Raw genomic sequence first — 21,479 nt, 5'->3', positions numbered from 1 at the left:
GCCGTATTTATAGGCCGTTTCGATGGAGTCCGCTATCCGGGCCCGCTCCTTCTCCTTTATAATAACGCGGTCTACTATCACGTCGATTTTTTTAGGGGCTCGTCTGCCCTTGGGGGTCCGCGTCAGGTCGATTAGTTTGCTGCGTACCAGTATCTTTGTAAAACCTTTTTGAAGGAGGTCCTTTGCCAACTCGGCGAAGCTATCCGCTCTCGGGGCTGTGGTGAAGCCTATCAAGGTCGGCGCCGCTGCGTTCCCGGCGTCTTCTTTTGGCTTTGGCCTTGCCGTACGTACCAGCTCGTTTGCCGCCTCGGCGGGTTCAAAGCTCTTTATCGCTTTACCGCATTGCGGGCAGTGGATGCGGCCGACTCTTGAGAAGAGGAGGCGCAGGTGGTCGTTAAGCTCCGTTGCGGTGCCGACGGTGGAGCGGCTGGTGCGTACGGGGTTCTTCTGCTCGACGGCTATGGCGGGGCGGATGTTGTGGATGGCGTCGAGCTCCGGGCGGTCCATCCGTTCGAGGAAGAGGCGCGTGTAGGTCGAGAGCGACTCGATGAAGCGCCACCTGCCCTCGGCGAAGAGGGTGTCGAAGGCGAGCGAGGACTTTCCCGAGCCGCTCGGGCCGACGACGACCGTAATCCTGTTGTGCGGGATGCGGAGCGAGAGGTTCTTGAGGTTGTTCTGCCGGAGCCCTTCTATTACGAGCTCATTCGTGTCCGAGGGGGCCTGGGGCTCGAACGGGAGTATCGCCCGGGCTATTTTCGCCTTCTCCTTCATGCGCGCGTGTAGTATGGGGTTTTTAAAAGCATGGCCAGCTGAAAATTATAACTTATTTAGAAGCGGATTGCCAGAGGACTATGGGGGGATGGGCGGGTGGGAGTTCCCTACTGCACCGGGTCCGTGGGCATCGGGACCGGCTCTATGCCAAGCTCCCTTAAGAGCGTTTCGGTGTGCGGGCTGCCGGTCTTGAGCCACCTCTCGTAGAGACGCAGCACGTCGGTATGGGAGGTCAGGCGGCTCCGTTCGCTCACTTCCGCCAGCACGTCCACGAGCGCGGTGAACTTCTCCGAGAGCTCCAGGAAGAGAGGGGAGCCCTTGCGTCCGAGGTGGGAGGCGAGGTGCTTGTAGGAGGAGGAGCCTATGCCCATGTAATAGTCGATGTCGACTATCCTTCTCTTGAGGCTGTCCGAAAAAAAGCCCGATAGGAAGAGCGTCAGGTCCCCGAGCTCCCTTAAGATGACGGTCCGCTCGGTCGGGCCCGTTTCGAGAGTCTTCAGGAATGTTATCGCCAGGGGCTCTTCGGTCCGGGGGGAGGGGGATAGTGCCCTGTCCCTCGAATCCACGAACTCGGTAAGGAGGTTCGAAAGGTAGAACTCCGCCTCCTCGCTCGTGGATATCTTCTGGTGGGCGATGGCGGCTGTAACGAGCTCCTTGAAGTGCTCTATGGGGCTTACCTCTGTTAGAATCGGTTCGGTCAGCATCGGTCCGGTTCCCCCTTTCCGCCAGAGTTACACTTGTTATATTAATTTTACCGCAACCTACCCCCTATTGCAAGGAAAAAGGTGATTTTCCCGGAAATTTAGCAATCAAGGCCAAAGAGTGCTAAAAATCCCTTGACAAACCGGGTGAGGGGCCCTATATTTGATATTCACCATTCTATAGGAAGGGTGTATACCCGCCGCTAAACTGGCGAAAACATTGAAAAAGGAGGAGAAACGCAGATGAAGATCAGACCGCTTCAGGACCGGGTCATAGTTAAGAGGCTCGAGGAGGAGGAGAAGACCAAGGGGGGCATCATCATCCCGGACAGCGCCAAGGAGGCCCCTGCCGAGGGCAAGGTGGTAGCCGTGGGCCCCGGGAAGAAGGAGGACGGCAAGGTAACCCCGCTTGACGTCAAGGCCGGCGACAGGATCCTTTTCAGCAAGTACGCCGGGACCGAGGTAAAGATAGAGGGCGAGGAGCACCTTATAATGAGGGAAGAGGACATCCTCGGCGTCGTCCAGAAGTAACCTTAACCGACAAACAATCCCAAGGAGGTAATCAGAGATGGCAGCGAAGGAGATAGCATTCAGTCATAACGCCCGCACGGCGATACTTCACGGCGTTAACACCCTGGCCGACGCCGTGAAGATCACGCTCGGGCCCAAGGGCAGGAACGTGGTTATAGATAAGAGTTTCGGGGCCCCGACCATTACCAAGGACGGCGTCACCGTGGCCAGGGAGATAGAGCTTGAGAACAAGTTCGAGAACATGGGCGCTCAGATGTTGAAGGAGGTAGCGAGCAAGACTTCCGACGTAGCCGGCGACGGCACCACCACCGCCACCGTGCTCGCCCAGGGCATCTTCAGAGAGGGCAGCAAGCTCGTGGCCGCGGGGCACAACCCCATGGACTTGAAGAGGGGCATAGACAAGTCGGTCGAGGCCGCCGTCAAGGAGATGGGGAAGCTCTCCAAGTCCATAAAGGACAAAACGGAGATAGCCCAGGTCGGCACCATCTCGGCCAACGGCGACGCCGGCATCGGCGATATAATAGCCGATGCCATGGAGAAGGTCGGCAAGGAGGGCGTCATAACCGTCGAGGAGGCCAAGGGCATGGAGACCGTGCTCGACGTGGTCGAGGGCATGCAGTTCGACAGGGGCTACCTCTCGCCTTACTTCGTCACGGACGCCGAGAGGATGGAGTGCATCCTGGAGGACGCCTACATACTCATCCACGAGAAGAAGATATCGAACATGCGCGACCTGCTGCCCGTACTCGAGAAGGTCGCCAAGATGGGCAAGCAGCTCCTCATAATCGCCGAGGACGTAGAGGGCGAGGCGCTCGCGACACTCGTGGTCAACAAGCTCCGCGGCACGCTCCACACCTGCACGGTAAAGGCACCGGGCTTCGGCGACAGGCGTAAGGCCATGCTCGAGGACATAGCGGCGCTGACCGGCGGCAAGCTCATAGCCGAGGAGCTTGGCATTAAGCTCGATAGCATCGACGTAAAGGACCTTGGCAGGGCCAAGAGGATAGTCATCGACAAGGAGAACACCACCATCATAGACGGCGCGGGCAAGAAGGACGACATCGACGGCCGCGTCAAGCAGATGAGGGCACAGATAGAGGAGAGCACCTCGGATTACGACAAGGAGAAGCTCCAGGAGCGTCTCGCCAAGCTCGTCGGCGGAGTGGCCGTCATAAACGTCGGCGCCGCCACCGAGATCGAGATGAAGGAGAAGAAGGCAAGGGTCGAGGACGCGCTCCACGCCACGAGGGCCGCCGTCGAAGAGGGCGTCGTGCCCGGAGGCGGCGTCACATACCTCCGGATCTTGAAGGCCGTCGAGAAGCTCGAACTCGAAGGGGACCAGCAGTTCGGCGCGAACCTCGTCAGGAGGGCGCTCGAAGAGCCGGTCCGCCAGATAGTGGCCAACGCCGGGCTCGAGGGCTCGATAGTGGTCGAGAAGGTAAGGAACGGGAAGGGGGCCTTCGGCTTCAACGCGGCCACCGAGCAGTACGAGGACCTCGTTAAGGCCGGCGTCATAGACCCGACCAAGGTATCGAGGATAGCGCTCCAGAACGCCTCTTCCATAGCGGGCCTCATGCTCACCACCGAGGCCCTGATAGCCGATAAGCCCAGCGACGATAAGGGCGCACCGGCCATGCCCGACATGGGTGGTATGGGTGGCATGGGTGGAATGGGAGGCATGGGCGGCATGATGTAAAGAGCCGGGGGCTCTTTTACTCAGGGGCCTTTCGTTTCTTAGCTATGCCTGTGGTTATACCAAAGGGTGCCCCGCCTGTTATAGGCGGGGCACCCTTTTTTTGTTATACTTGCATCCTGAGCTATGGAGGATACGGATATATCAAAGGTCGTCTCGGTCTTAAAGAAGGAGATAAAGCGCTTCAAGGTCCCGGCCGTGACCGTGGTCTCCGAGCGTACGCGCGATCCCTTCCGGGTACTTATTTCGTGCCTCTTGAGTTTGAGAACAAAGGATGAGGTGACGGCTGCGGCCTCGGCGCGGCTCTTCGATCTGGCATCCACGCCAAAGGAGACAGCCGCCCTTACGACGGGCGTAATCGAGAAGGCCATCTATCCGGCGGGTTTTTATCGCACCAAGGCCCGGATTATAAAGGATATATCGAGGGAGCTTGCCGAAGAGCACGGCTCAAAGGTGCCGGATACCATAGAGGGTCTTTTGAAGCTTAAAGGCGTGGGTCGTAAGACCGCGAACCTCGTCGTTACTCTGGGTTTCGGCAAGCCCGGCATCTGCGTGGACACGCACGTGCACAGGATTACGAACCGCTGGGGTTATGTGAAGACGAAGAACCCCGAAGAGACGGAAACGGCGCTGCGCGAAAAGCTCCCGAAACGCCACTGGATACCTATAAACGACCTCCTCGTAACCTACGGCCAGAACCTCTGCAAGCCCGTAAGCCCGCACTGCTCGGAGTGCAGGTTGTTTGAGTTTTGCGAGAGGAAGGGGGTTATTAAGAGTCGGTAGAACCCGACCCTTTCATGCGTCGGCGCGGCGGTTACTTCGCCGCCACGACGCACATGTTCATGAAGAGCTCGAAGTACTCGAACCGTATATTCTCCTCCTCGAAGCCGCCCTCGCGGAGCAGAGACACCATCTTCTCGGGGGTGTAGATGTCCTTGTGGTCTTCCAGTTCGACCGGGCTGACGAGCCTGAGCTTCGCCATCACCCGGAGGAGGCCGTCGGTCCAGGCGAGCGGCGTGGTCAGGATAAGCGCTCCACCGGGCACCATGACCCGGCGGACGTCGCCCAGGAGTGAGGTGACCGACCGGGGCTCTATGTGCTCGATGGTCGCGAGCATGGTGACGACGTCGAAGTGGTCTTCCTGGAAGGGGAGGCTGCCTTCGTGTTCGAAGTCGTGGTTTACCAGGGCTATACCGGACCGTGAGAGCTCTTCGCGTATGTCGGGGGTTACGGTCTGGTCGACGCCGAACTTCTCGCTGAACTCCGTCCCCATAAGGAAGAGCGGGTAGCTGCCGCATCCTACATCCAGTATGCGTCCCTTGCGGGAGGCGGGGGGGATGCGGGATTCGGCCTTCTTCGCCCTTAGTCCGGCAAGGAAATTTTCGAGAAAACCATGTCCCCTCGTAACCTTTTTTTTGTCTATACTGGTGCTCGAAGTCGCCATTGATATTCAGCCGGTTTACTCAGGAGGTTCACTCAGCAGGTTTTGGCCAGGCGTTTTGTCGGCCGTTATTATGGAGAGCCCCTTCTCGATCGCCGCCCTTGTTTTTTCTTTCAACTCCCTTTCGTCCACCGGCCCGTCCGGCCCCTTCGAGGGGATTAGCTCGCCGACGTACAGCCTCGCGGTCGCAGGCCTTATGAGCACGCCCCCGAGCCGCATGATATCGCGGGTGCCGCTTATTGCGATCGGCACGATCGGCACGCCGCTCTTTACGGCGAGCATGAAGCAGCCGCGCTTAAAGGGCAGCAGTTCGTCCTTTACGTTCCTCGTGCCCTCGGGGAACATGAAGAGCGAGGTGCCGGCCTTGAGCTTCTCCGAGGCGTCGCTGATGCTCCGGAAGGCCTTCGCCGCGCCGTCCATGTGTATGGGGACGTAGCCGGCGAGCCTCATGGTCCAGCCGATGATGGGGACGTCGAAGAGCCCCTTCTTGGCCACCCAGTGGAACGGTACGGGAAGGTTGGCCTGAAGCACGGGTATGTCGAAGGTGCCCCGGTGGTTGGACGCGAGGATTACCGTCCCGGCGGGTATGTTCTCAAGCCCCCGGACCTCCACCTTTACGCCCGCGAGCATGAGGATTGCCTTGACCCATAAGGTCCCCACCTTATGGACCGTCTTGCCGCTCGGGTCCGTAATGCCTCCGATAAGCGCGAAGACGAAGAGTACGAGCGTTACGGGGATGCCGAGCCCCCAGGTGATAATCGTCCGGAAAATCATCGGAGAATAGTACCTTATTTACGCCGTTTTTGTCAATTTTATGGGCTTGGGTTGAAAAGCCTTGAACTTTAATCTGCCGGGTGGTAAATTAGCCGGGTCGATTAACGCAGCTAAACTATTTCCAATTCCAACCGAAAAGGGGGGGGGTTATGGCAGGAGTAAACAAGGCTATACTCGTGGGGAACCTCGGGGCCGACCCGGAGATACGCTACACGCCGAGCGGCACCGCGGTGGTCAACTTCCGTATAGCCACCAGCGAGAACTGGAAGGACAAGGAAGGGCAGAAGCAGGAGAGGACCGAGTGGCACAGGATAGTGGCCTTCGGGAAGCTGGCCGAGATATGCGGCGAGTACCTCTCCAAGGGCAAGCAGGTCTACCTGGAGGGCAGGATACAGACCCGCCAGTGGGATGACCGCGACGGGAACAAGCGTTACACCACCGAGGTCGTTGCTAACCAGATGCAGATGCTCGGCAGGGTCGGAGACGCCCCGGCCAAGATGCCCTCGTCCGGGTCTTCCTCGGGCGGGTCATCATCGGGGGGATCATCCTCCGGAGGTGCATCATCGGCCGAGGAGCCCCCGCCGCCCGATATGGACGACGTGCCCTTCTGATAAGCGGGAGATAGTTTGAAAGAAAACTGAAAAGCCCCGGTCTTCAATAAGAAGGCCGGGGCTTCTGCGTGATGTAAGGCGCGCTTACTTCTTCATGGGCTTGACCGTGCCTATGTCTATAAAGGGCAGCGCCCCTCCCACGACCTGCGGGAAGTGGCCGTCCCACTTCTCGATGGCGCGGAGCTGGAGGATGGTCGGCGTTATGGTCTTGCTCTGAATCCTCTGGCCCTCGGCCTCGGCCTTTGCGCGGGTAAGCTTCTGCTCGGCCTCGATCTTTATCCTATCGAGGTCCCTCTCGGCCTTGAGCGCGTGCTGCTCGGCGGTCTGCTTGGCCTCAATGGAGTCGTTAAAGCTCCTCGAGAAGGTGAAGTCCACTATGTTGAACTCGTCCACCAGGATGTCGAACTGCGCGAGACGCACGGCCAGGTTCTCCTTTATGACTTCCTTTACCTCTTCTCTTCTGGTTATGAGCTCTTCGGCGGTAAACCGGGCGGTCGCGGACTTGACCGACTCCTGCACCGCCGGGTCGATCACCCTTTCCTTGAAGTAGACCCCTATCTCCTGGTAGACCTTGTTGACCTTATTGGGGTCTATGTGGTAGTTGACCGCTATGGTAGAGGAGACCACCTGGAGGTCCTTGGAAGAGGCCGACGAGTCGGTCTGGGCCTTCTGTATCCGGACGTCTATCGGGATTATGTACTCTATGAAGGGTATCTTGAAGCGCAGCCCCTCGTCCAGGATGCGGTCCTGTATGCCGCCGAACCTGCTGAACACAACCCCCCTCTCGCCCGGCCCGATGGTCTGGAACGACGCGCTTGCGAGAACGACCAGGAGGAATATGACGGCGACCAGGGGAAGCATCTTCGAGCCCTGGGCTAGAAGAGGGCCTTTTTTGAGATCGTAGATTTCACCCATGACAACTCCTTTCTTTTAGTACGCTGATTAAAGTATCCCGAGAGGTTAGCACAGGGGCCGGCCAAAAGCAACAGCCTTCGGTTATCAGTTGCCGGTTCCCGGTTATCGGGTTATGGTTTTTCGCCTTTCACTGATAACCGGTAACGGACAACGGGTAACTGCTCCTGGAGGTGGATTTCTATCGACTTTTACCCTGCTATCCGGTAAACTTTCAAGTTCGGGACATACCGTAGATGCAGCGGAAAGGACTCCATGGAAAAGGTTGAAGTAGTCGCACCGGCGGGGAACCTTACCTCGCTCAAGGCCGCGATAGACAGCGGCGCGGACGTGGTCTATCTGGGGCTGAGCGGCGCCACCAACGCCCGCAACTTCGAGGGGCTCAACTTCACCCCCGAAGACCTGGAGGAGGGGATAAGGTACCTGCGCGACAGGGGAAAAAAATTCTACCTCGCGGTCAATACCTTCCCCCAGGGGGACGATTTTCCGAAGTGGCGGGGGGCAGTGGACCGGGCGGCCTCGCTCAAGGCGGACGCCGTCATACTGGCCGACCTCGGAGTGCTCAGCTACGCGAGAGAGAAGTACCCGGACATAAACATACACCTGAGCGTCCAGGCCAGTTCCTCCAACTACGAGAGTATAGAGTTCTACCGTCGCCACTTCGGAATCAAGAGGGTGGTCCTTCCGAGGGTCCTTACCATCGAAGAGATGAAGGAGCTGAAGGAGAGGACTCCGGTCGAGCTCGAGGTCTTCCTCCTCGGAGGGCTCTGCATCAATATAGAAGGCCGGTGCTATTTGTCGAGCTTTCTGACCGGCGCCTCGACCAACACCGAGGGGGCGTGTTCGCCCTCCAGGTTCGTACGCTTCGAGGGCGCCGAAGAGGGTGTGACACCCAACGGCACCATGACGATAAGCCTTAACGGAGTCCTCCTGAACGAACTCGCGCGCGGCGAGTCGTCTCCATACCCGACCTGCTGCAAGGGCAGATATGTAATGCCGGACGGAAGGAGTTTTTACGCGATGGAGGAGCCCGAGTCGCTTAACGCGTTGGAGCTCCTGCCCTCTCTTATAGGGGCGGGCGTGAGCGCGCTTAAGATAGAGGGCCGCCAGAGGACGAAGAGCTACGTGGCCGCCATGACGGGGGTGGTGAGGCAGGCGGTGGACGCCTACTACCGGGACCCGGCGGCATACGGCGTGGCCGGAGAGTGGAAGAGGAAGGTGCTCAAGAGCTTCGAGGGGTCGAGCCAGACACTCGGCTGCTACGTCGGGAAGTAGGGGGGCGAGGGGGGGGAGGGGGGCGGCCCCCTACTTCCGGGCTACCACTTCTTCTCGCCCGAGTGGCACCTGAAACAGTTCCTTACGGGGAAGGCCACCTTGCCGTGGCAGCGCCCGCAGAACTTGCCCTTCCATATGTCTTTCATGGTTATGGATGAGGCTCCCGCCTGCATCTTGAACATGGCGGGGTGGCATATCTCGCAGCTCAGCCACAGGTTGTGCACGTCGTGAGGAAAGACCACGTCCGGCATGAAGTCCATGCCGGGCCTCATGATTATGTCTCCGGAGAGGGAGGGGGAGAGCGGTTCCTCCTTTTTTTCTTTCTCCCCGGTGATCGAATCGCGAGGTGAGATCAACTCCTCCTTTATTGCCGTGGCCCAGTCCACGAAGCCGAACTTGTCCCTGGGGAGTTGGTCCAACGCTATCATGTCCGGCGAGGGGTCGATCCGGCCGAACTTGTCGTACTTGAGCCCCCCGGGACGCCTGGATTCGAAGCCGCTTCCCTCGACGCCCGCCTCGACGCCTATCTCTACGGACGGTCCGCCCTGCCACTCGGCCCCGTATAGAAGCGGCAGGCAGCAGATGAGGAAGAGCAGGAGGTATATGGGCCTTCTCTTCAGCATGAAATCGAAAGATACCCGAACCGCCCCGTTTTGTCAAGAACAGGGGGCGGGCACTGTTTATAGGCGTGAAAATTGACTTGTTTTCCAGTATCCGCTGGTGCATACTGAAATATTAGAGAAAAAAGCCGCCCCAAAGAACAATCAAGACCAATTGAAAGGGAAAAGATGGAGCTCACCCTCGGCCCCGTGCTCTTCGACTGGAAGAGGGCCGACCTTTTAAAATTCTACGACGAGGTGGCGGATATGCCGCTCGACAGGGTCTATATCGGGGAGGTGGTGTGCGCCAAGAAGAAGGGCCTTTCGCCGAAGGATATAGAGCGGGTCGGCCGGATGCTCGAGGGCGCGGGCAAGGAGGTCGTGGTATCCACCCTTGCCGTCGTCTCGAACGACGAGGAAGTTAGGCTCGTTAGCGAGATGGTCTCGCTCCCCTTCGTTGTCGAGGCCAACGACCTGTCGGCGCTGAACGTGGCCGAAACGACGGGCAAGGCGGAAAAAATATTCGCGGGGCCGCACATAACCGCGTACAACGCCGAGGGCGTGGAGTTCCTGAAAAGCGCGGGTGTGGGGAGGGTCGTTTTCCCGGTGGAGCTTCCGAGGGAGTCGGTAAAGCATAATATCGAAAAGACAGGCATCGACGCGGAGCTCTTCGCCCACGGAAAGGCGCCCCTTGCCTTCTCCTGGAGGTGCTACACGTCGAGGGCCTACGGGCTCGGGAAAAGCGACTGCCGCTACCACTGCTCCGCGCACCCGGACGGCATGGAGATAAAGAGTTTAAGCGGCGAGCCCGTCTTCAACGTGAACGGCACCTCGGTCCTGAGCGCGCGCACCTACACGCTCGTCGAGTTCGTGGAGGACATAAAGGAGGTAGGGGTGAAGGCGTTGAGGGTGTCGCCTCAGTACAGGGATACGGGAAAGGTGGTCGATATCTTCAGGGAGAGGGTCGACGGCGGGACCGGGGCGGAGGCGCTTTTAAAGCTCAGGGCGATAAGCGGTGAGGAGTTCTGTAACGGCTGGTATGCGGGAGGGGCCGGCAAGGACTATACGGGCGTTAAGACGGCTATAGGCGTATGAAACGGGAAAGGGGGCAGTTATGGCGGACTTTATAGACAGGGCGATACTCATAGGGACCGGACTTGAGAAGAAGTTGAAGGAGCTCGTTAAGGAGCTCGAAGAGTCCGGCAAGGGAGAGGAGGGAGAAGAAGGGGAACTCCCCGGCGGCAAGAAACTTGAGAACAAGGTCGTGGACGAGGGGGTAAAGGCCGTAAAGGACCTCCTTACCGTCCTCAGAGAAGGCAAGGAGAAGTTCGAGAAGGAACTCCTGTGCTCGACCGAGTCGCTCGCGGACAAGCTCAACGTGGCTACCATGAGCGAACTGGACGTCGTGAAGGAGATGGCCCGTGTGGCCAGGGAAAAAGTGGACGGGCTCGAGAAGAGGGTGAAGACACTCGAGGGGAAGAAGAAGGCGAAGTAATCGACCTCCGTCCTTATGGGATCCCACACCGTAACGAACATACGCAGGCTCCACAAGATAGCCACGACCCTTATAAGGTACGGCTTCGGCGGGCTGGTAGGCGAGATCAAGCTGTTCCCCTTCCTCTCGGTCATAGAGAGGCTCTTTATCTTCAGGGGCGGCAGGGGGCGGAGCGTACCCGAGAGGATAAGGCTCGTCCTCGAAGAGCTCGGGCCGACCTTCATAAAGCTCGGGCAGGTGGCCTCCACCCGGGCCGACGTCCTGCCCCGGGAATGGGTGGAGGAGTTCAAAAAACTCCAGGACATGGTCCCGCCCTTCCCGTTCGCGGAGGTAAAGAAGACCGTAGAGCGTTCGCTGGGCGCCCCTCTGTCCGACAAGTTCGCTTCCTTTGACGAGACCCCCATAGCGTCAGCTTCCATAGCGCAGGTGCATAAGGCGACCCTTCCCGACGGCACCCGCGTGGCGGTAAAGGTCAAGAGACCGCATATCGAGCACACCATAGATGCCGACATATCGGTCATGTACACGGTCGCCCGGCTCCTGGACCGCCACGTTCCGGCGGCGAAGCGCTACAGGCCCATGGACGTCGTCGACGAGTTCGCGAGGGTCATACACAACGAGATAGACCTCACGGTCGAGGGCGGCAACATGAGCCGCTTCGCCAGGATGTTCGAGGGCGACCCGCTCGTGCATATACCCGGGATTTACTGGGACAGGACCACGGTCGAGGTCCTCACCATGGAGCGGATAAGCGGTACGCCCATGGACGAGGCGGAGAAGATAAAGGCCCTGGGGCTCGACATAAAGGAGGTGGCGGAGAACGGGATAAGGGCCTTCTTCCGCCAGGTATTCGAGTTCGGCGTCTTTCACGCGGACCTCCACCCGGGCAATATATTCGTAAGGGACGACGGCGTGCTCATCTACCTGGACTTCGGCATAGTCGGAAGGCTCGACAGGACGGTCCGGCGCTACCTCGCGAGCATGCTCTACTACCTCGTAAAGGAGGACTACCACAGGATGGCCGTGGTCCACAGGGAGATGGGCCTTATAGGGCGGAACGTGGACATACACGAGTTCGAGGACGCCTTGAGGGATATAACCGCGCCCATATTCGGGAGGTCGCTGGAGGAGATAAACATATCCGCCCTCCTTATGAAGCTCATCCAGACCGCGAGGCGTTTCAACATGAAGCTCCAGCCGAACCTCTTGCTTCTGCAGAAGAGCATGGTCATCATAGAGGGCGTCGGAAGGCAGCTCTATCCGGACATAAACATGTGGGAGGTGGCGAAGCCGCTCATCTATAAATGGATGGCCAGGGAGAAACTCCTCTCTTCCCCCAAGGCCGTTGTGGACAGGGGCAGGGAGTCCGGTGGGGAGTTGCTGGAGGCGGTCCTGGACGTCCCCGGCCAGGTGCACGCGCTCTTCGGCGCCGCCCTGAGGGACGATATAAAGATCGGTTTCGTACACCACAGGCTCGAGACCCTCTCCGATGAGGTCGAAGGGGCGGGCAGGCGGACCTTCATGGGGCTTGTCATGGCGGCCCTTATCCTTGGTTCTTTCATGGCCGCGACGTTCTCGGGCATCGACGCCTCGCGCGTCCTCGGCTTGCCGGTCATAAGCTGGGTGGGCTTCGCCGTATCGGTCGTCCTCGGCGTAAGGCTCTGGGCATGGAGCGGGTGGAGGGATTAGGCGAATGAAGAATACGCATTTCGGAAACAAGGTGGTGGCCGAAGAGGAGAAGGAGGGCCTCGTAAGGGAGCTCTTCACCTCGGTGGCCGGCCGCTACGACCTGATGAACGACCTCATGAGCCTCGGCACCCACAGGCTCTGGAAGAGGCTCATAGTCGGGAAGACGGGTCTAAGGGCGGGTGAGACGGCCATAGACGTGGCCGGAGGCACGGCCGATATAGCGATGCTCATGAAGGACAGGGTGGGGGAGGGGGGGCAGGTGGTCGTATACGACATAAACCGGGAGATGCTGGCCCTCGGCAGGGAGAAGTGCATAGACAAGGGGCTTATTAAAAACATGCGGTACGTGCAGGGGGACGCCGAATCGATCTCCTTCGAGGACAACACCTTCCACTGCGCCACGGTAGGCTTCGGCATAAGGAACGTAACGCGCCTGGAGGCGGCCTTCAAGGAGATGGCGCGGGTGGTCAAGCCCGGCGGTCGGGTCGTGTGCCTCGAGTTCTCTCACCTCTCAAACCCGGCACTGCAAAAGCTCTACGACGCCTACTCCTTCAACGTCATACCGATGATAGGAGAGGCCATAACCGGCAGGCGCTCCGCCTACGACTACCTTGTCGAATCCATAAGGAAGTTCCCGGTCCAGGAGGAGCTTAAGGAGATTATGGAGGGCGCGGGGTTGTTCCGGGTGACCTACCATAACTTTTTTAACGGCATCGCGGCCGTTCACGTGGGGACCAAGGTATGAGCTCCGAGCGGGGGGAGGGGAGGGAGAAGCTCGAAGGGCTGGCCTTCAGGCTGGTCCGCCTGCCGCTCCGGTGCGTGCCGCGCTGGATAGAGGCCATAGGGGCGGGGGCCTTTATCTCCGGCGTGGTCGAGAGGAACCCCCGCTTCAGGGCGCGCCTGAAGGAGCTCCAGGGAAAGGTCTTCCTCTTCGAGGCCACGGACATAGCTAAAAATTTTCACCTCCGCATCACGGGGGATGATATAATGGTGGTACCGAATATCGTCGGCGAGCCGGACGTTACGATGAGGGGCGAGGTGAGGGTGCTGGTCGACCTCCTCCTCGGCAGGGAGGACGCGGACACGGTCTTTTTCTCAAGAAAGCTCGAGATATCGGGCGACACCGCCGTAGCGATACACTTCAAGAACATCCTCGCGGACCTTTAGTCCACCGGCGTTACTTCAGACCCATAGAAAAATCACTGGAGCCCATGGGAAACAGGGTAGAGACAAACCGACGTGTTGTCGCGGCCAGCCTGACGCTCGCCATAGCGGTCCTCCTGGTGGACATCTCCATTCCGCTGGGGGTTGCCGGCGGAGTGCCGTATGTGGCGGTCGTCCTTGTCTCTTTGCAGTCGCCGCGCAGCGGCGTTACCGTCTTTGTCGCCCTACTCTGCTCGGTGCTTACGGCTATAGGTTATTTTTACTCTCCCGATGGTGGCGAGTTGTGGCAGGTCTTTATTAACCGGCTCCTTGCCCTCTTCGCCATCTGGGTAACGGCCGTGCTCGGCCTGAGCATGAAGAGGGCGGAGGAGGGGCGAGGGAAAATTGTAAACGAGCTCCGGACGGCCCTCGAGAACATAAAGACCCTTAAGGGCCTGCTGCCCATCTGCGCGTCCTGCAAGAAGATACGCGACGACAGGGGCCGCTGGATCCAGATGGAAAAGTATGTTCACGAGCGCACCGAGGCCGACTTCACCCACGGCCTTTGCCCCGGATGCGCGGAGAAGTTCAGGGCGGGAGGGGGGGGAGAGGAGTGACGGGCATGGCCGTCGTCCATACTCTTCCCGCAACGGAACGGATAGTTCCACAAGGTGACTCAGGATGAAGGTCTCGGTTATTATAGGCACCACCCTCGCGAGGCGCGATTACCTCAGGAAGTGCCTCGAGAGCCTCTCCAAAGTGGAGGGGGCGGAGGGGGCGGGGGGGTGTTGGGGGAGGATTTCGACGTCGCCGTGGTCTGCGACGGGTCCTTCACGGATGAGCATATAAAGGAGATTGCCTCCCGTCATAACGGCGGTATACGCGTGCTCAAGGCGCCGCATAAGGGGATCTCCGCAAAGAGGAATATCGGCTATACGGGAGACAGGGGGGGAGGTCGTCGCGTTCCTCGACGACGACGTCGTGGTGGACGGGAAGTGGCTCGTCAACCTCAGGAAAGCGTTCTTGCGTGAAGATGTGGATATCGCCGGGGGGCGGATCGTTCCGGCCTTCGAGGCCCCGGTCCCGGATTGGCTTAAGGGCCGGGAGTTCATGCTCGGTGGCTTCACCTACCTGGAGCGTCATGGAGAGGTGCGAGAGAGGGAGAGGATCATAGGGTGCAACATGGCGGTCAGGAGGAGGGTGTTCGACGAGGTGGGCTGTTTCGATGAGAAGTTCGGGGGGGGATCCGGGGTCTACCCTTACGGAGATGAGTCCGAGCTGTTAAGGAGGACTTCCGCCCACGGGTGTCGGCCGGTCTACCTGGACGACGTGGTGGTCCACCATGCAATACAGAAAGAGAGGTTTACAAAGGAGTCTCTTGCCAGGCTGTATTCCACCATGGGCCTTTGCCAGGGGGCGGGTCGTGCCTTGCTTGGAAAGGGCGCGCCGGTGAAATCCCTGGCGAAGCTGGCGGGCTCCACGCTCCGTTATTTACTCACCGGCAGGCTACGCCATCGGCTCTACCTCTCCTATCGCCTGGGTTATATAAAGGGGTTTATGAAAGAGAGACGCAGGGGTTCGGCGGGAGCGGGGGGGACGGGACGCCTAGCCGGGGCGGCCCCCCTGCCAGGCGAATAGAAAGCACTACTCGAACACTACCTCTTTTATGTTCCTGGCCTCTATCCGGTAGGTCCCGAAACTCGTTTTCCCGTAAAGCTTCGCGTCCGCGTCGAACGTGACGGCTACGACGTCTCCGCCGATGAGCATTATCCGGAAGTCTATCTTGTCGTCGTCCGCCTCACCCGCCGAGGTGACCTTCTTGACCTTCTCGAACGGTATGGTGACCGTCCCCTTGCCGCGCGTGGCCGTAAAGAACGTCTTTCCCTTCCAACTGACGCCGCTGCATCTGGTGGAGATGCCCTGACCGTCTATCACCGTAACCCTGAAGTCCACCTCGGGAGTGGGTATGTCCGTGTCGGGCGTGCCGCCCATACCTACAAGCAGGGCCCAGCCGAGGGAGAGGAAAATAGCCGGTAGAACTCTTCTCATATAAAGACCTCCAGTGCTTGCATAAGAAAAGATTATGGCAGGATGCCGTAAAAGTCAAGGGTTTATCGCCTGCCCTCTCCCCGAGGGTAGCGTAAAGTACGGTGTGTAAATAAGCCTTTTTCATGCCCGGCGCCACTAACGGCCGTTCAGAAAGTGAAACACCATCATGGTGCCGAGGCTCCTGTTGACAAAGCCCCCCCTTTCCAATATACTTTTAAATCTTATGGCTACCAGGATACGCTTTGTAGATCTCTATTCCCTCTACGACGATATAGACGCCGACGTCATCGGCAACCTCCTGGAGGGCAGCGACATTTCGTGTATGGTGAGGCAGCTGGAGACGGCGGACGACAGCGTTGATGACGACTCCCTCGGGACGGAGGAGGGGAGCATAAAGATGATATCGGTCGAAGAGGACGGGGTTGAAAAAGCGAAGAAGATAATCGAGGAGGCCATAGCAGGCGGCATTATATCCGGAGGGGGGCAGTTCGTGGCCTGAAGCTCCGCCCCCCCCTCATCACCCCGCCGGCACGGCGAAGGAGGTGTCCTGTGAAAAGTAAAGTATACGGTAGTCCTGGCTGCGGCCTTCGTCCTTGCCGCCTGCGCCGTCAACAAGCTCGAGGTGATAGTCCCGGTCAAGGAAGACCTCGTAATGAAGGCCTTCAACCTGGTCTATGAGAAGGGGATTATGATGGGCTACGATACCGAGAGGGTCGACAGGGACGAGCAGGTCATAGTGCTGGTCAAGAGAACCACGGAGACCGAGTTGCGTATACGCATAGAGCTCGATAAGGAGAAGGAGCTCCCCGAATACAGGATAACGGAGACGCATCTAAGCTCCGAGATACCGGATACGTACCAGTTCGAAAAGGACATGGAGAGTCTGGCGAAGATTATGCAGGAGTGCTGCGAGCGGGTAGAGTAGGGGACCCGTACCGGGTATAGTAACTACGGACCGGCGTCCGGCCGAGGCCGGGCAAAGGTTTTAGGCGGCGGAATACGAGGAGGGTCGATGAAGGTTTTTTCAAGCTCCATAAGGTTGCAGACGTCGGAAAAGACCGAGGAGAGAAATATAACCGACCAGGTGGAAGCGGTCGTCATGGAGAGCGGCATGGAGGAAGGCACGGTCTTTGTCTTCACCGGGCATACCACCGCCGCCCTGCATCTCAATAACGCGGACAAGGACCTCGAGGGCGACTTCCACGACTTCCTGAACGAGCTCATACCCAATAAGCCATCCTACCGCCACAACAAGGGTGAATACGGCCGGAACGCCGATGCGCACTTCAAGGCGCTCCTGGTGGGTAGCGGCGTCACCGTCCCCGTAAGCAAGGGGAGGGTCGCCCTCGGTCAGTGGCAGGCTATATACTTCTCCGAGTTCGACGGCCCCAGGAGCCGCCTTATATCCGTCAAGGTCACCGGCAGGGGCTGAGCCCTGCCGGGCCGCCCGTCAAGAGATGAGAGTAGTAGGGGGGAGCAGGAAGGGCAGAAAGCTCTTTTCGGTTAAAGGTCCCTCGACACGGCCTACCTCGGACATGGTGAGGGAGGCCGTGTTCGACGTGCTTCAGGCGGAGGGGCCCTTCGAAAGGGTGCTGGACCTCTTCGCCGGTACCGGGGCAATGGGCATAGAGGCCTTGAGCCGCGGCTCCGTCGAGGTGGTGTTCGTCGACAGCGCCGCCCGTGCCGCAGCCGTTATAAGGAAGAACCTCGAGGCCTGCGGCTTCGAGGGCGCGGCAAGGGTCCTTAAAAAGGACGCCTTAAGTTCGCTCAGCTATCTCGCCGGGAAGGGCGAAAGTTTCGATCTTGTTTTCATGGACGCCCCCTACAGGGAGGCCTCTCTTGCCGCCGATACGCTGCGGGCGTTGGCCGACGGGGGCGTGCTGACCCCGGGTGCGGTCGTTATTTGCGAGGCGGACCGCAGGACGGAGTTCGATACGGAGGTAGAGGGGCTCGAACTGCTGAAACGGAAACGCTACGGCGATACGGCCGTGTACTTCTTCAGGTATAAGGAAAGGTAGTCTCATGCCGAAACATATCGCGGTATACCCAGGCACCTTCGACCCCATGACAAAGGGGCACATAGACGTGATCAAGAGGAGCTTGACTCTCTTCGACGGGCTTATTGTGGCCGTTGCGGAGACCCCCTCGAAGAAGACACTCTTCGGTGCCGAGGAGCGGGTGCGGATGATAAGGGCGGAGTTCAGGGGCAGCAGGAAGATCAGGGTGGAGAGCTTCGGGGGGCTCTTGATAGACTGCCTCAAGAAGAACAGGGCCAACGTGATACTCAGGGGCCTCAGGGTGATATCCGACTTCGAGTACGAGTTCCAGATGGCGCTTACCAACAGGAAGCTCGCCCCGGACATAGAGACGACCTTCGTTATGACCGCGGAGAGCTACGCCGCCGTAAGTTCGAGGTTCATAAAGGAGATAGCCAGGCTCGGCGGGGACGTACGCCCGTTTGTCACCCCGGCCGTGGCGAAGAAGCTCCGGGAGAAGTTTAAAGGAGGATGATAAGGCCTTCGGACAGGGTAATGGAGATCGAGGAATCTCCCACGCTGGCGGTAACCGCCAGGGCCAAGGAGATGCGGGCCAGGGGTCTTGACGTAATCGGGCTCGCCGCCGGGGAGCCGGACTTCGACACGCCGGAGAATATCAAGAAGGCGGCCCAGAGGGCGATTGAGGAAGGGCATACCAAGTATACGGCCGTCGGCGGCATAGCCGAACTCAAGGCGGCCATAATAGGTAAGTTCAAAGGGGACAACTCCCTTACCTACGCCCCCGACGAGATACTGGTCTCCTCCGGAGGCAAGCACTCTTTCTATAACCTCTGCCAGGCGTTCCTGAACCCCGGAGACGAAGTCATAGTGTCCGCACCCTACTGGGTCTCCTACCCGCCGATGGTGAGGCTCGCCGGAGGTGTGCCGGTAATAGTGCCCACCGACGAGTCCACGGGTTTTAAGATGACCGCCGGGGCCATGGCCGAACGCATAACGGAGAAGACCAGGGCCGTTATTATAAACAGCCCCTCGAACCCCACGGGCGCGCTCTATACGCCCGGAGAGCTCCGGGCCGTGGCCGACGCGGCCGTTAAAAAAGGGCTCCTTGTCATATCGGACGAGATATACGAAAAGCTCGTCTACGACGACGGGAATTTCGTCTCCGTGGCTTCCCTTTCCGGGGAGATAAAGGAGCGGACTATTGTGCTTAACGGCGTGTCGAAGGCCTACTCGATGACGGGCTGGAGGATAGGTTACGGCGCCGGGCCCGCGGAGCTTATAAAGGCCATGACAAAGGTCCAGAGCCAGTCCACTTCGAACCCCGCGTCGGTGAGCCAGTGGGCCGCCGTGGAGGCGCTTAACGGTCCGCAGGGTTCGGTGGGGGCGATGAGGGACGAGTTCGAAAAGAGGCGAAGCGTGATGGTCAAAAGGCTTAACGCCATGGAGGGCGTTAGCTGTGTCATGCCCGAAGGGGCGTTCTACGCCTTCCCGGAGTTCGGGGGGGCTATAGGGAAAAAGACCATAGACGGCAAGGCCATAGACGGCTCGGTAGCTCTTGCCTCATATCTCCTCGATGAGGCCGAGGTCGCGGTGGTCCCGGGGATAGGTTTCGGGAACGACAGCCATTTAAGGCTCTCCTACGCCTGCTCGGTGGATAATATAGAGGAGGGGCTTAAACGGATAGCGGAAGCGCTCGGGCGCCTCAAGTAGTTACCCCTTTTTCCCGGACACCTGTTCTTTAAACACCTCGGCCTCGAAAGTGTATATCTCCGGGGCATCTTCCTTTTCGGCTTCCTTCCCCTCCTCCTTCCATGCCCCCTCGGGCAGCCCTGCCTTCATGCAGGTCTGCTCCAGGAACTCCTCCCGGTCGAAGCCGTGGTCCGTGGCGACCTGCGGGAGCAGCACCCCCCGCAAGCCCCCCTGCATTATGTATATGCCGTGCCTGCCCACCTCTATTTCGTTTACGTCCGCGGTCTTCTTGAGGGGCGTCAAGACGGAGATCTCCAGCTCTATCTCCGGGAGTTCGTCTTCCGTTACCGGTGGGAAGCGGTGGTCGCTCGTGGCGGCCTCGACCGCCATTTGGGCCACGGCCGCGTAGAGAGGCCCGTCGGAGGTAAAGACCCCTATGCAGCCCCTGAGCCCCCCCCTCTTGTGGATGCTCACGAAGGCGCCCCTCTTTTCATGAAGGCTTTTGCTCGCCGCCTCGAATGCCGCTACGCTGTCTCCCCTTACGCGGGACTCTATGGCCGAGCGCGCTATCCGAAGGAGGGTGGATTTGTCCGTTTCCGAGAGTGCCATGGCTTTATACTATGGTATACTAAAAATTGCGGCAGGAGAAGTTAAAAGCCGCTTGACTTTTGCGGGCTAACTTTCTAAACTCCAATGCACCTGAGATGCAACACTCGGAGGTCCGTTTTGAGGAATGTGGAGGAGCTGAAAAAGGAAGTTAAGGCGCTTTTGAAGGAAAAAGACGCCTTCATGCTCGCGCATAACTATCAGCGCGACGAGATCCAGGAGACCGCCGAGCTGACGGGCGACTCGCTCGGCCTCTCTCAGGCCGCCGCGGACTCCGAGAAGTCTGTCATAGTCTTCTGCGGCGTGCACTTCATGGCCGAGAGCGCGGCCATACTCGCGCCCGAGAAGACCGTTATCCTGCCACGGCTCGACGCGGGTTGTCCCATGGCCGACATGATAGACGCCGACGACTTGAGGAAGGAAAAGGAGCTCAGGCCCGGCGTGCCGGTTGTGGCCTACGTCAACACCACGGCCGAGGTCAAGGCCGAGAGCGACATATGCTGCACCTCGGCAAACGCCGTCCGGGTAGTCGAATCGGTCGAGGGTGACAGCGTCTATCTGGTCCCGGACAGGAATTTAGCGCACTACATATCCAGGTCCACGAAGAAGAAGGCCGAGTGGTGGGACGGCTTTTGCGCCACGCACGACAGGCTTACCCCCGAGGAGGTCCTGGAGGCGAAGAAGGATAACCCCGGCGCGCTTTTCGTCTGCCACCCCGAGTGCAAACCCGAGGTGGTGGACCTCGCAGACCACGTCTGCTCGACCTCGGGGATCTACAAGTTCTGCAAGGAGAGCGACGTCCGGAGCTTTATAATAGGCACGGAGATGGGCATCATGTGGAGGCTCAAAAGGGAGAACCCCGGGAAGAAGTTCGTCCTGCCCTCGATGTCGCTCATCTGCCCGAACATGAAGCTCATAACCCTTGAGGACGTGATCGAGAGCCTCCGCGAGATGAAGAACGTCGTGACCGTGCCCGAGGACGTAAGGGTTAAGGCCAGGGCCACGCTCGACAGGATGCTCGCCGTGCCGAGGGATTAGTATCCCTCCTCTGGTCCCCCCCTATCCTCGCCCCCCTAAACCCTCTTTCCGAACTCCGCCACCCTTGGTTTTACGAGGCCCTCGTACTGCGCGTAGTCCATCTCCACGGCGTCGGTGTGGCTGCCTGCGTTGAAGACGATACTCTCGTCTTCGGCAAGCGAGCTCTCCACCATGGTCTCGATGTCGTAGAGGTTCCCGAACGGCGGCTCCGCTCCGGGCTCGCAGTCGGGGAAGAGGGTCTTGAACTCGTCCTCGGCGGCGAGCGCCACCTCGTCTTCGCCGAGGACGTCCCTGAGCTTTCCGAAGTCCACCCTGAGGCTCGCGGGCAGCACCGCCATTATGAACCTCTTGCCGGCCTTTATCATCACCACCTTGGCCAGCTCCCCTCCGGGCACGTGCATGGCTGCCGCCATCTCCTGGGCCGTATAGGCCTCCGGGTGGGAGAGCTTCCTGAACTCCGCCCCC

At 59.3% G+C, this 21,479-nt stretch carries 29 protein-coding genes; 20 read left to right on the top strand and 9 right to left on the bottom strand.

Translation table 11 applies throughout. The features are described 5' to 3' along the window. Positions 1–771 (bottom strand): excinuclease ABC subunit A (locus V3W31_05380; protein ID MEE9614372.1); only part of this gene is annotated, 771 nt, incomplete at its 3' end. Between the two features lie 107 nt (positions 772–878). After that, positions 879–1,475: a hypothetical protein gene (locus V3W31_05375; GenBank protein MEE9614371.1), complete on the bottom strand. Its 597-nt coding sequence runs from the start codon at positions 1,473–1,475 to the stop codon at positions 879–881. 240 nt (positions 1,476–1,715) lie between these two features. Here V3W31_05375 and groES point away from each other — a divergent pair, with 240 nt between their 5' ends. The 3 genes from groES (at position 1,716) to nth (ending at position 4,479) form a co-directional block, all read left to right on the top strand. Continuing rightward, the gene (gene groES, locus V3W31_05370; protein ID MEE9614370.1) at positions 1,716–2,003 is read left to right on the top strand and encodes a co-chaperone GroES; all 288 of its coding nucleotides are present in this window, start codon (positions 1,716–1,718) and stop codon (positions 2,001–2,003) included. A gap of 37 nt (positions 2,004–2,040) precedes the next feature. Then, complete coding sequence (gene groL, locus V3W31_05365) at positions 2,041–3,699, top strand: chaperonin GroEL (protein ID MEE9614369.1); 1,659 nt, start codon at positions 2,041–2,043, stop codon at positions 3,697–3,699. 123 nt (positions 3,700–3,822) lie between these two features. After that, positions 3,823–4,479, top strand: coding sequence for an endonuclease III (gene nth, locus V3W31_05360; protein ID MEE9614368.1), 657 nt, complete (start codon positions 3,823–3,825; stop codon positions 4,477–4,479). 31 nt (positions 4,480–4,510) lie between these two features. Here nth and V3W31_05355 read toward each other — a convergent pair whose 3' ends face one another. Next, positions 4,511–5,140, bottom strand: coding sequence for a class I SAM-dependent methyltransferase (locus V3W31_05355; protein MEE9614367.1), 630 nt, complete (start codon positions 5,138–5,140; stop codon positions 4,511–4,513). Between the two features lie 15 nt (positions 5,141–5,155). Continuing rightward, positions 5,156–5,911, bottom strand: a complete 756-nt coding sequence (locus V3W31_05350) for a lysophospholipid acyltransferase family protein (protein MEE9614366.1) — start codon at positions 5,909–5,911, stop codon at positions 5,156–5,158. Between the two features lie 149 nt (positions 5,912–6,060). Between V3W31_05350 and V3W31_05345 the strand changes: the two genes are divergently transcribed. Beyond that, entirely contained in the window at positions 6,061–6,522 is a 462-nt protein-coding gene (locus tag V3W31_05345) for a single-stranded DNA-binding protein (protein MEE9614365.1), read from the top strand. An 84-nt stretch (positions 6,523–6,606) separates the two neighbouring features. Here the strand turns inward: V3W31_05345 and V3W31_05340 are convergent, their stop codons facing one another. Then, positions 6,607–7,437, bottom strand: coding sequence for a prohibitin family protein (locus tag V3W31_05340; GenBank protein ID MEE9614364.1), 831 nt, complete (start codon positions 7,435–7,437; stop codon positions 6,607–6,609). A gap of 252 nt (positions 7,438–7,689) precedes the next feature. On the opposite strand from V3W31_05340, the gene V3W31_05335 reads away from it, so the two are divergent. Next, positions 7,690–8,709: a peptidase U32 family protein gene (locus tag V3W31_05335; GenBank protein MEE9614363.1), complete on the top strand. Its 1,020-nt coding sequence runs from the start codon at positions 7,690–7,692 to the stop codon at positions 8,707–8,709. A 41-nt stretch (positions 8,710–8,750) separates the two neighbouring features. Here V3W31_05335 and V3W31_05330 read toward each other — a convergent pair whose 3' ends face one another. Next, on the bottom strand, positions 8,751–9,332 hold the full coding sequence (locus V3W31_05330) for a cytochrome c3 family protein (GenBank protein MEE9614362.1): 582 nt from the start codon (positions 9,330–9,332) through the stop codon (positions 8,751–8,753). Between the two features lie 165 nt (positions 9,333–9,497). Here V3W31_05330 and V3W31_05325 point away from each other — a divergent pair, with 165 nt between their 5' ends. The 8 genes from V3W31_05325 to V3W31_05290 all read left to right on the top strand — a co-directional run bounded on the left by V3W31_05325 (position 9,498) and on the right by V3W31_05290 (position 15,273). Beyond that, a complete protein-coding gene (locus V3W31_05325) occupies positions 9,498–10,403 on the top strand; it encodes a U32 family peptidase (GenBank protein ID MEE9614361.1) in 906 nt (301 codons plus the stop codon). Positions 10,404–10,422: 19 nt separating this feature from the next. Beyond that, positions 10,423–10,803 (top strand): hypothetical protein, encoded by a 381-nt coding sequence (locus tag V3W31_05320; GenBank protein MEE9614360.1) that lies wholly within the window; start codon positions 10,423–10,425, stop codon positions 10,801–10,803. 15 nt (positions 10,804–10,818) lie between these two features. After that, the gene (ubiB, locus tag V3W31_05315) at positions 10,819–12,492 is read left to right on the top strand and encodes a 2-polyprenylphenol 6-hydroxylase (protein ID MEE9614359.1); all 1,674 of its coding nucleotides are present in this window, start codon (positions 10,819–10,821) and stop codon (positions 12,490–12,492) included. 4 nt (positions 12,493–12,496) lie between these two features. Next, positions 12,497–13,237 (top strand): bifunctional demethylmenaquinone methyltransferase/2-methoxy-6-polyprenyl-1,4-benzoquinol methylase UbiE, encoded by a 741-nt coding sequence (gene ubiE, locus V3W31_05310; GenBank protein MEE9614358.1) that lies wholly within the window; start codon positions 12,497–12,499, stop codon positions 13,235–13,237. After that, complete coding sequence (locus tag V3W31_05305; protein ID MEE9614357.1) at positions 13,234–13,659, top strand: SCP2 sterol-binding domain-containing protein; 426 nt, start codon at positions 13,234–13,236, stop codon at positions 13,657–13,659. The genes ubiE and V3W31_05305 overlap by 4 nt, the downstream gene beginning before the upstream one ends. Before the next feature lie 44 nt (positions 13,660–13,703). Then, positions 13,704–14,252 (top strand): hypothetical protein, encoded by a 549-nt coding sequence (locus tag V3W31_05300; protein ID MEE9614356.1) that lies wholly within the window; start codon positions 13,704–13,706, stop codon positions 14,250–14,252. 64 nt (positions 14,253–14,316) lie between these two features. Then, positions 14,317–14,484, top strand: a complete 168-nt coding sequence (locus tag V3W31_05295; protein ID MEE9614355.1) for a hypothetical protein — start codon at positions 14,317–14,319, stop codon at positions 14,482–14,484. Between the two features lie 6 nt (positions 14,485–14,490). Further along, positions 14,491–15,273, top strand: a complete 783-nt coding sequence (locus V3W31_05290) for a glycosyltransferase (GenBank protein ID MEE9614354.1) — start codon at positions 14,491–14,493, stop codon at positions 15,271–15,273. A gap of 6 nt (positions 15,274–15,279) precedes the next feature. Here V3W31_05290 and V3W31_05285 read toward each other — a convergent pair whose 3' ends face one another. Beyond that, the gene (locus V3W31_05285) at positions 15,280–15,684 is read right to left on the bottom strand and encodes a hypothetical protein (GenBank protein ID MEE9614353.1); all 405 of its coding nucleotides are present in this window, start codon (positions 15,682–15,684) and stop codon (positions 15,280–15,282) included. Between the two features lie 223 nt (positions 15,685–15,907). Here V3W31_05285 and V3W31_05280 point away from each other — a divergent pair, with 223 nt between their 5' ends. The 6 genes from V3W31_05280 to V3W31_05255 all read left to right on the top strand — a co-directional run bounded on the left by V3W31_05280 (position 15,908) and on the right by V3W31_05255 (position 19,391). Then, complete coding sequence (locus tag V3W31_05280) at positions 15,908–16,183, top strand: DUF2007 domain-containing protein (protein MEE9614352.1); 276 nt, start codon at positions 15,908–15,910, stop codon at positions 16,181–16,183. A 123-nt stretch (positions 16,184–16,306) separates the two neighbouring features. Continuing rightward, the gene (locus V3W31_05275) at positions 16,307–16,609 is read left to right on the top strand and encodes a hypothetical protein (protein MEE9614351.1); all 303 of its coding nucleotides are present in this window, start codon (positions 16,307–16,309) and stop codon (positions 16,607–16,609) included. Positions 16,610–16,696: 87 nt separating this feature from the next. Continuing rightward, on the top strand, positions 16,697–17,116 hold the full coding sequence (locus tag V3W31_05270) for a secondary thiamine-phosphate synthase enzyme YjbQ (GenBank protein ID MEE9614350.1): 420 nt from the start codon (positions 16,697–16,699) through the stop codon (positions 17,114–17,116). 25 nt (positions 17,117–17,141) lie between these two features. Beyond that, entirely contained in the window at positions 17,142–17,702 is a 561-nt protein-coding gene (gene rsmD, locus V3W31_05265; protein MEE9614349.1) for a 16S rRNA (guanine(966)-N(2))-methyltransferase RsmD, read from the top strand. A gap of 4 nt (positions 17,703–17,706) precedes the next feature. After that, positions 17,707–18,195, top strand: coding sequence for a pantetheine-phosphate adenylyltransferase (coaD, locus tag V3W31_05260; GenBank protein MEE9614348.1), 489 nt, complete (start codon positions 17,707–17,709; stop codon positions 18,193–18,195). Beyond that, positions 18,192–19,391: a pyridoxal phosphate-dependent aminotransferase gene (locus V3W31_05255; GenBank protein MEE9614347.1), complete on the top strand. Its 1,200-nt coding sequence runs from the start codon at positions 18,192–18,194 to the stop codon at positions 19,389–19,391. The genes coaD and V3W31_05255 overlap by 4 nt, the downstream gene beginning before the upstream one ends. On the opposite strand, the gene amrA is transcribed toward V3W31_05255, so the two are convergent. Continuing rightward, on the bottom strand, positions 19,392–19,979 hold the full coding sequence (amrA, locus tag V3W31_05250) for an AmmeMemoRadiSam system protein A (protein ID MEE9614346.1): 588 nt from the start codon (positions 19,977–19,979) through the stop codon (positions 19,392–19,394). A 126-nt stretch (positions 19,980–20,105) separates the two neighbouring features. Between amrA and nadA the strand changes: the two genes are divergently transcribed. Next, positions 20,106–21,014 carry a quinolinate synthase NadA gene (gene nadA, locus V3W31_05245; protein ID MEE9614345.1) on the top strand — a complete coding sequence of 303 codons (909 nt, stop codon included), beginning with the start codon at positions 20,106–20,108 and terminating at the stop codon, positions 21,012–21,014. Positions 21,015–21,049: 35 nt separating this feature from the next. Here nadA and V3W31_05240 read toward each other — a convergent pair. Further along, a partial coding sequence (locus V3W31_05240; GenBank protein MEE9614344.1) for a YbaK/EbsC family protein occupies positions 21,050–21,479 on the bottom strand: 430 nt, incomplete at its 5' end.

The organism is Thermodesulfobacteriota bacterium (assembly GCA_036482575.1).
Lineage (GTDB): Bacteria > Desulfobacterota > GWC2-55-46 > GWC2-55-46 > JAUVFY01 > JAZGJJ01.
This window is presented reverse-complemented; position numbering and strand designations above follow the sequence as displayed.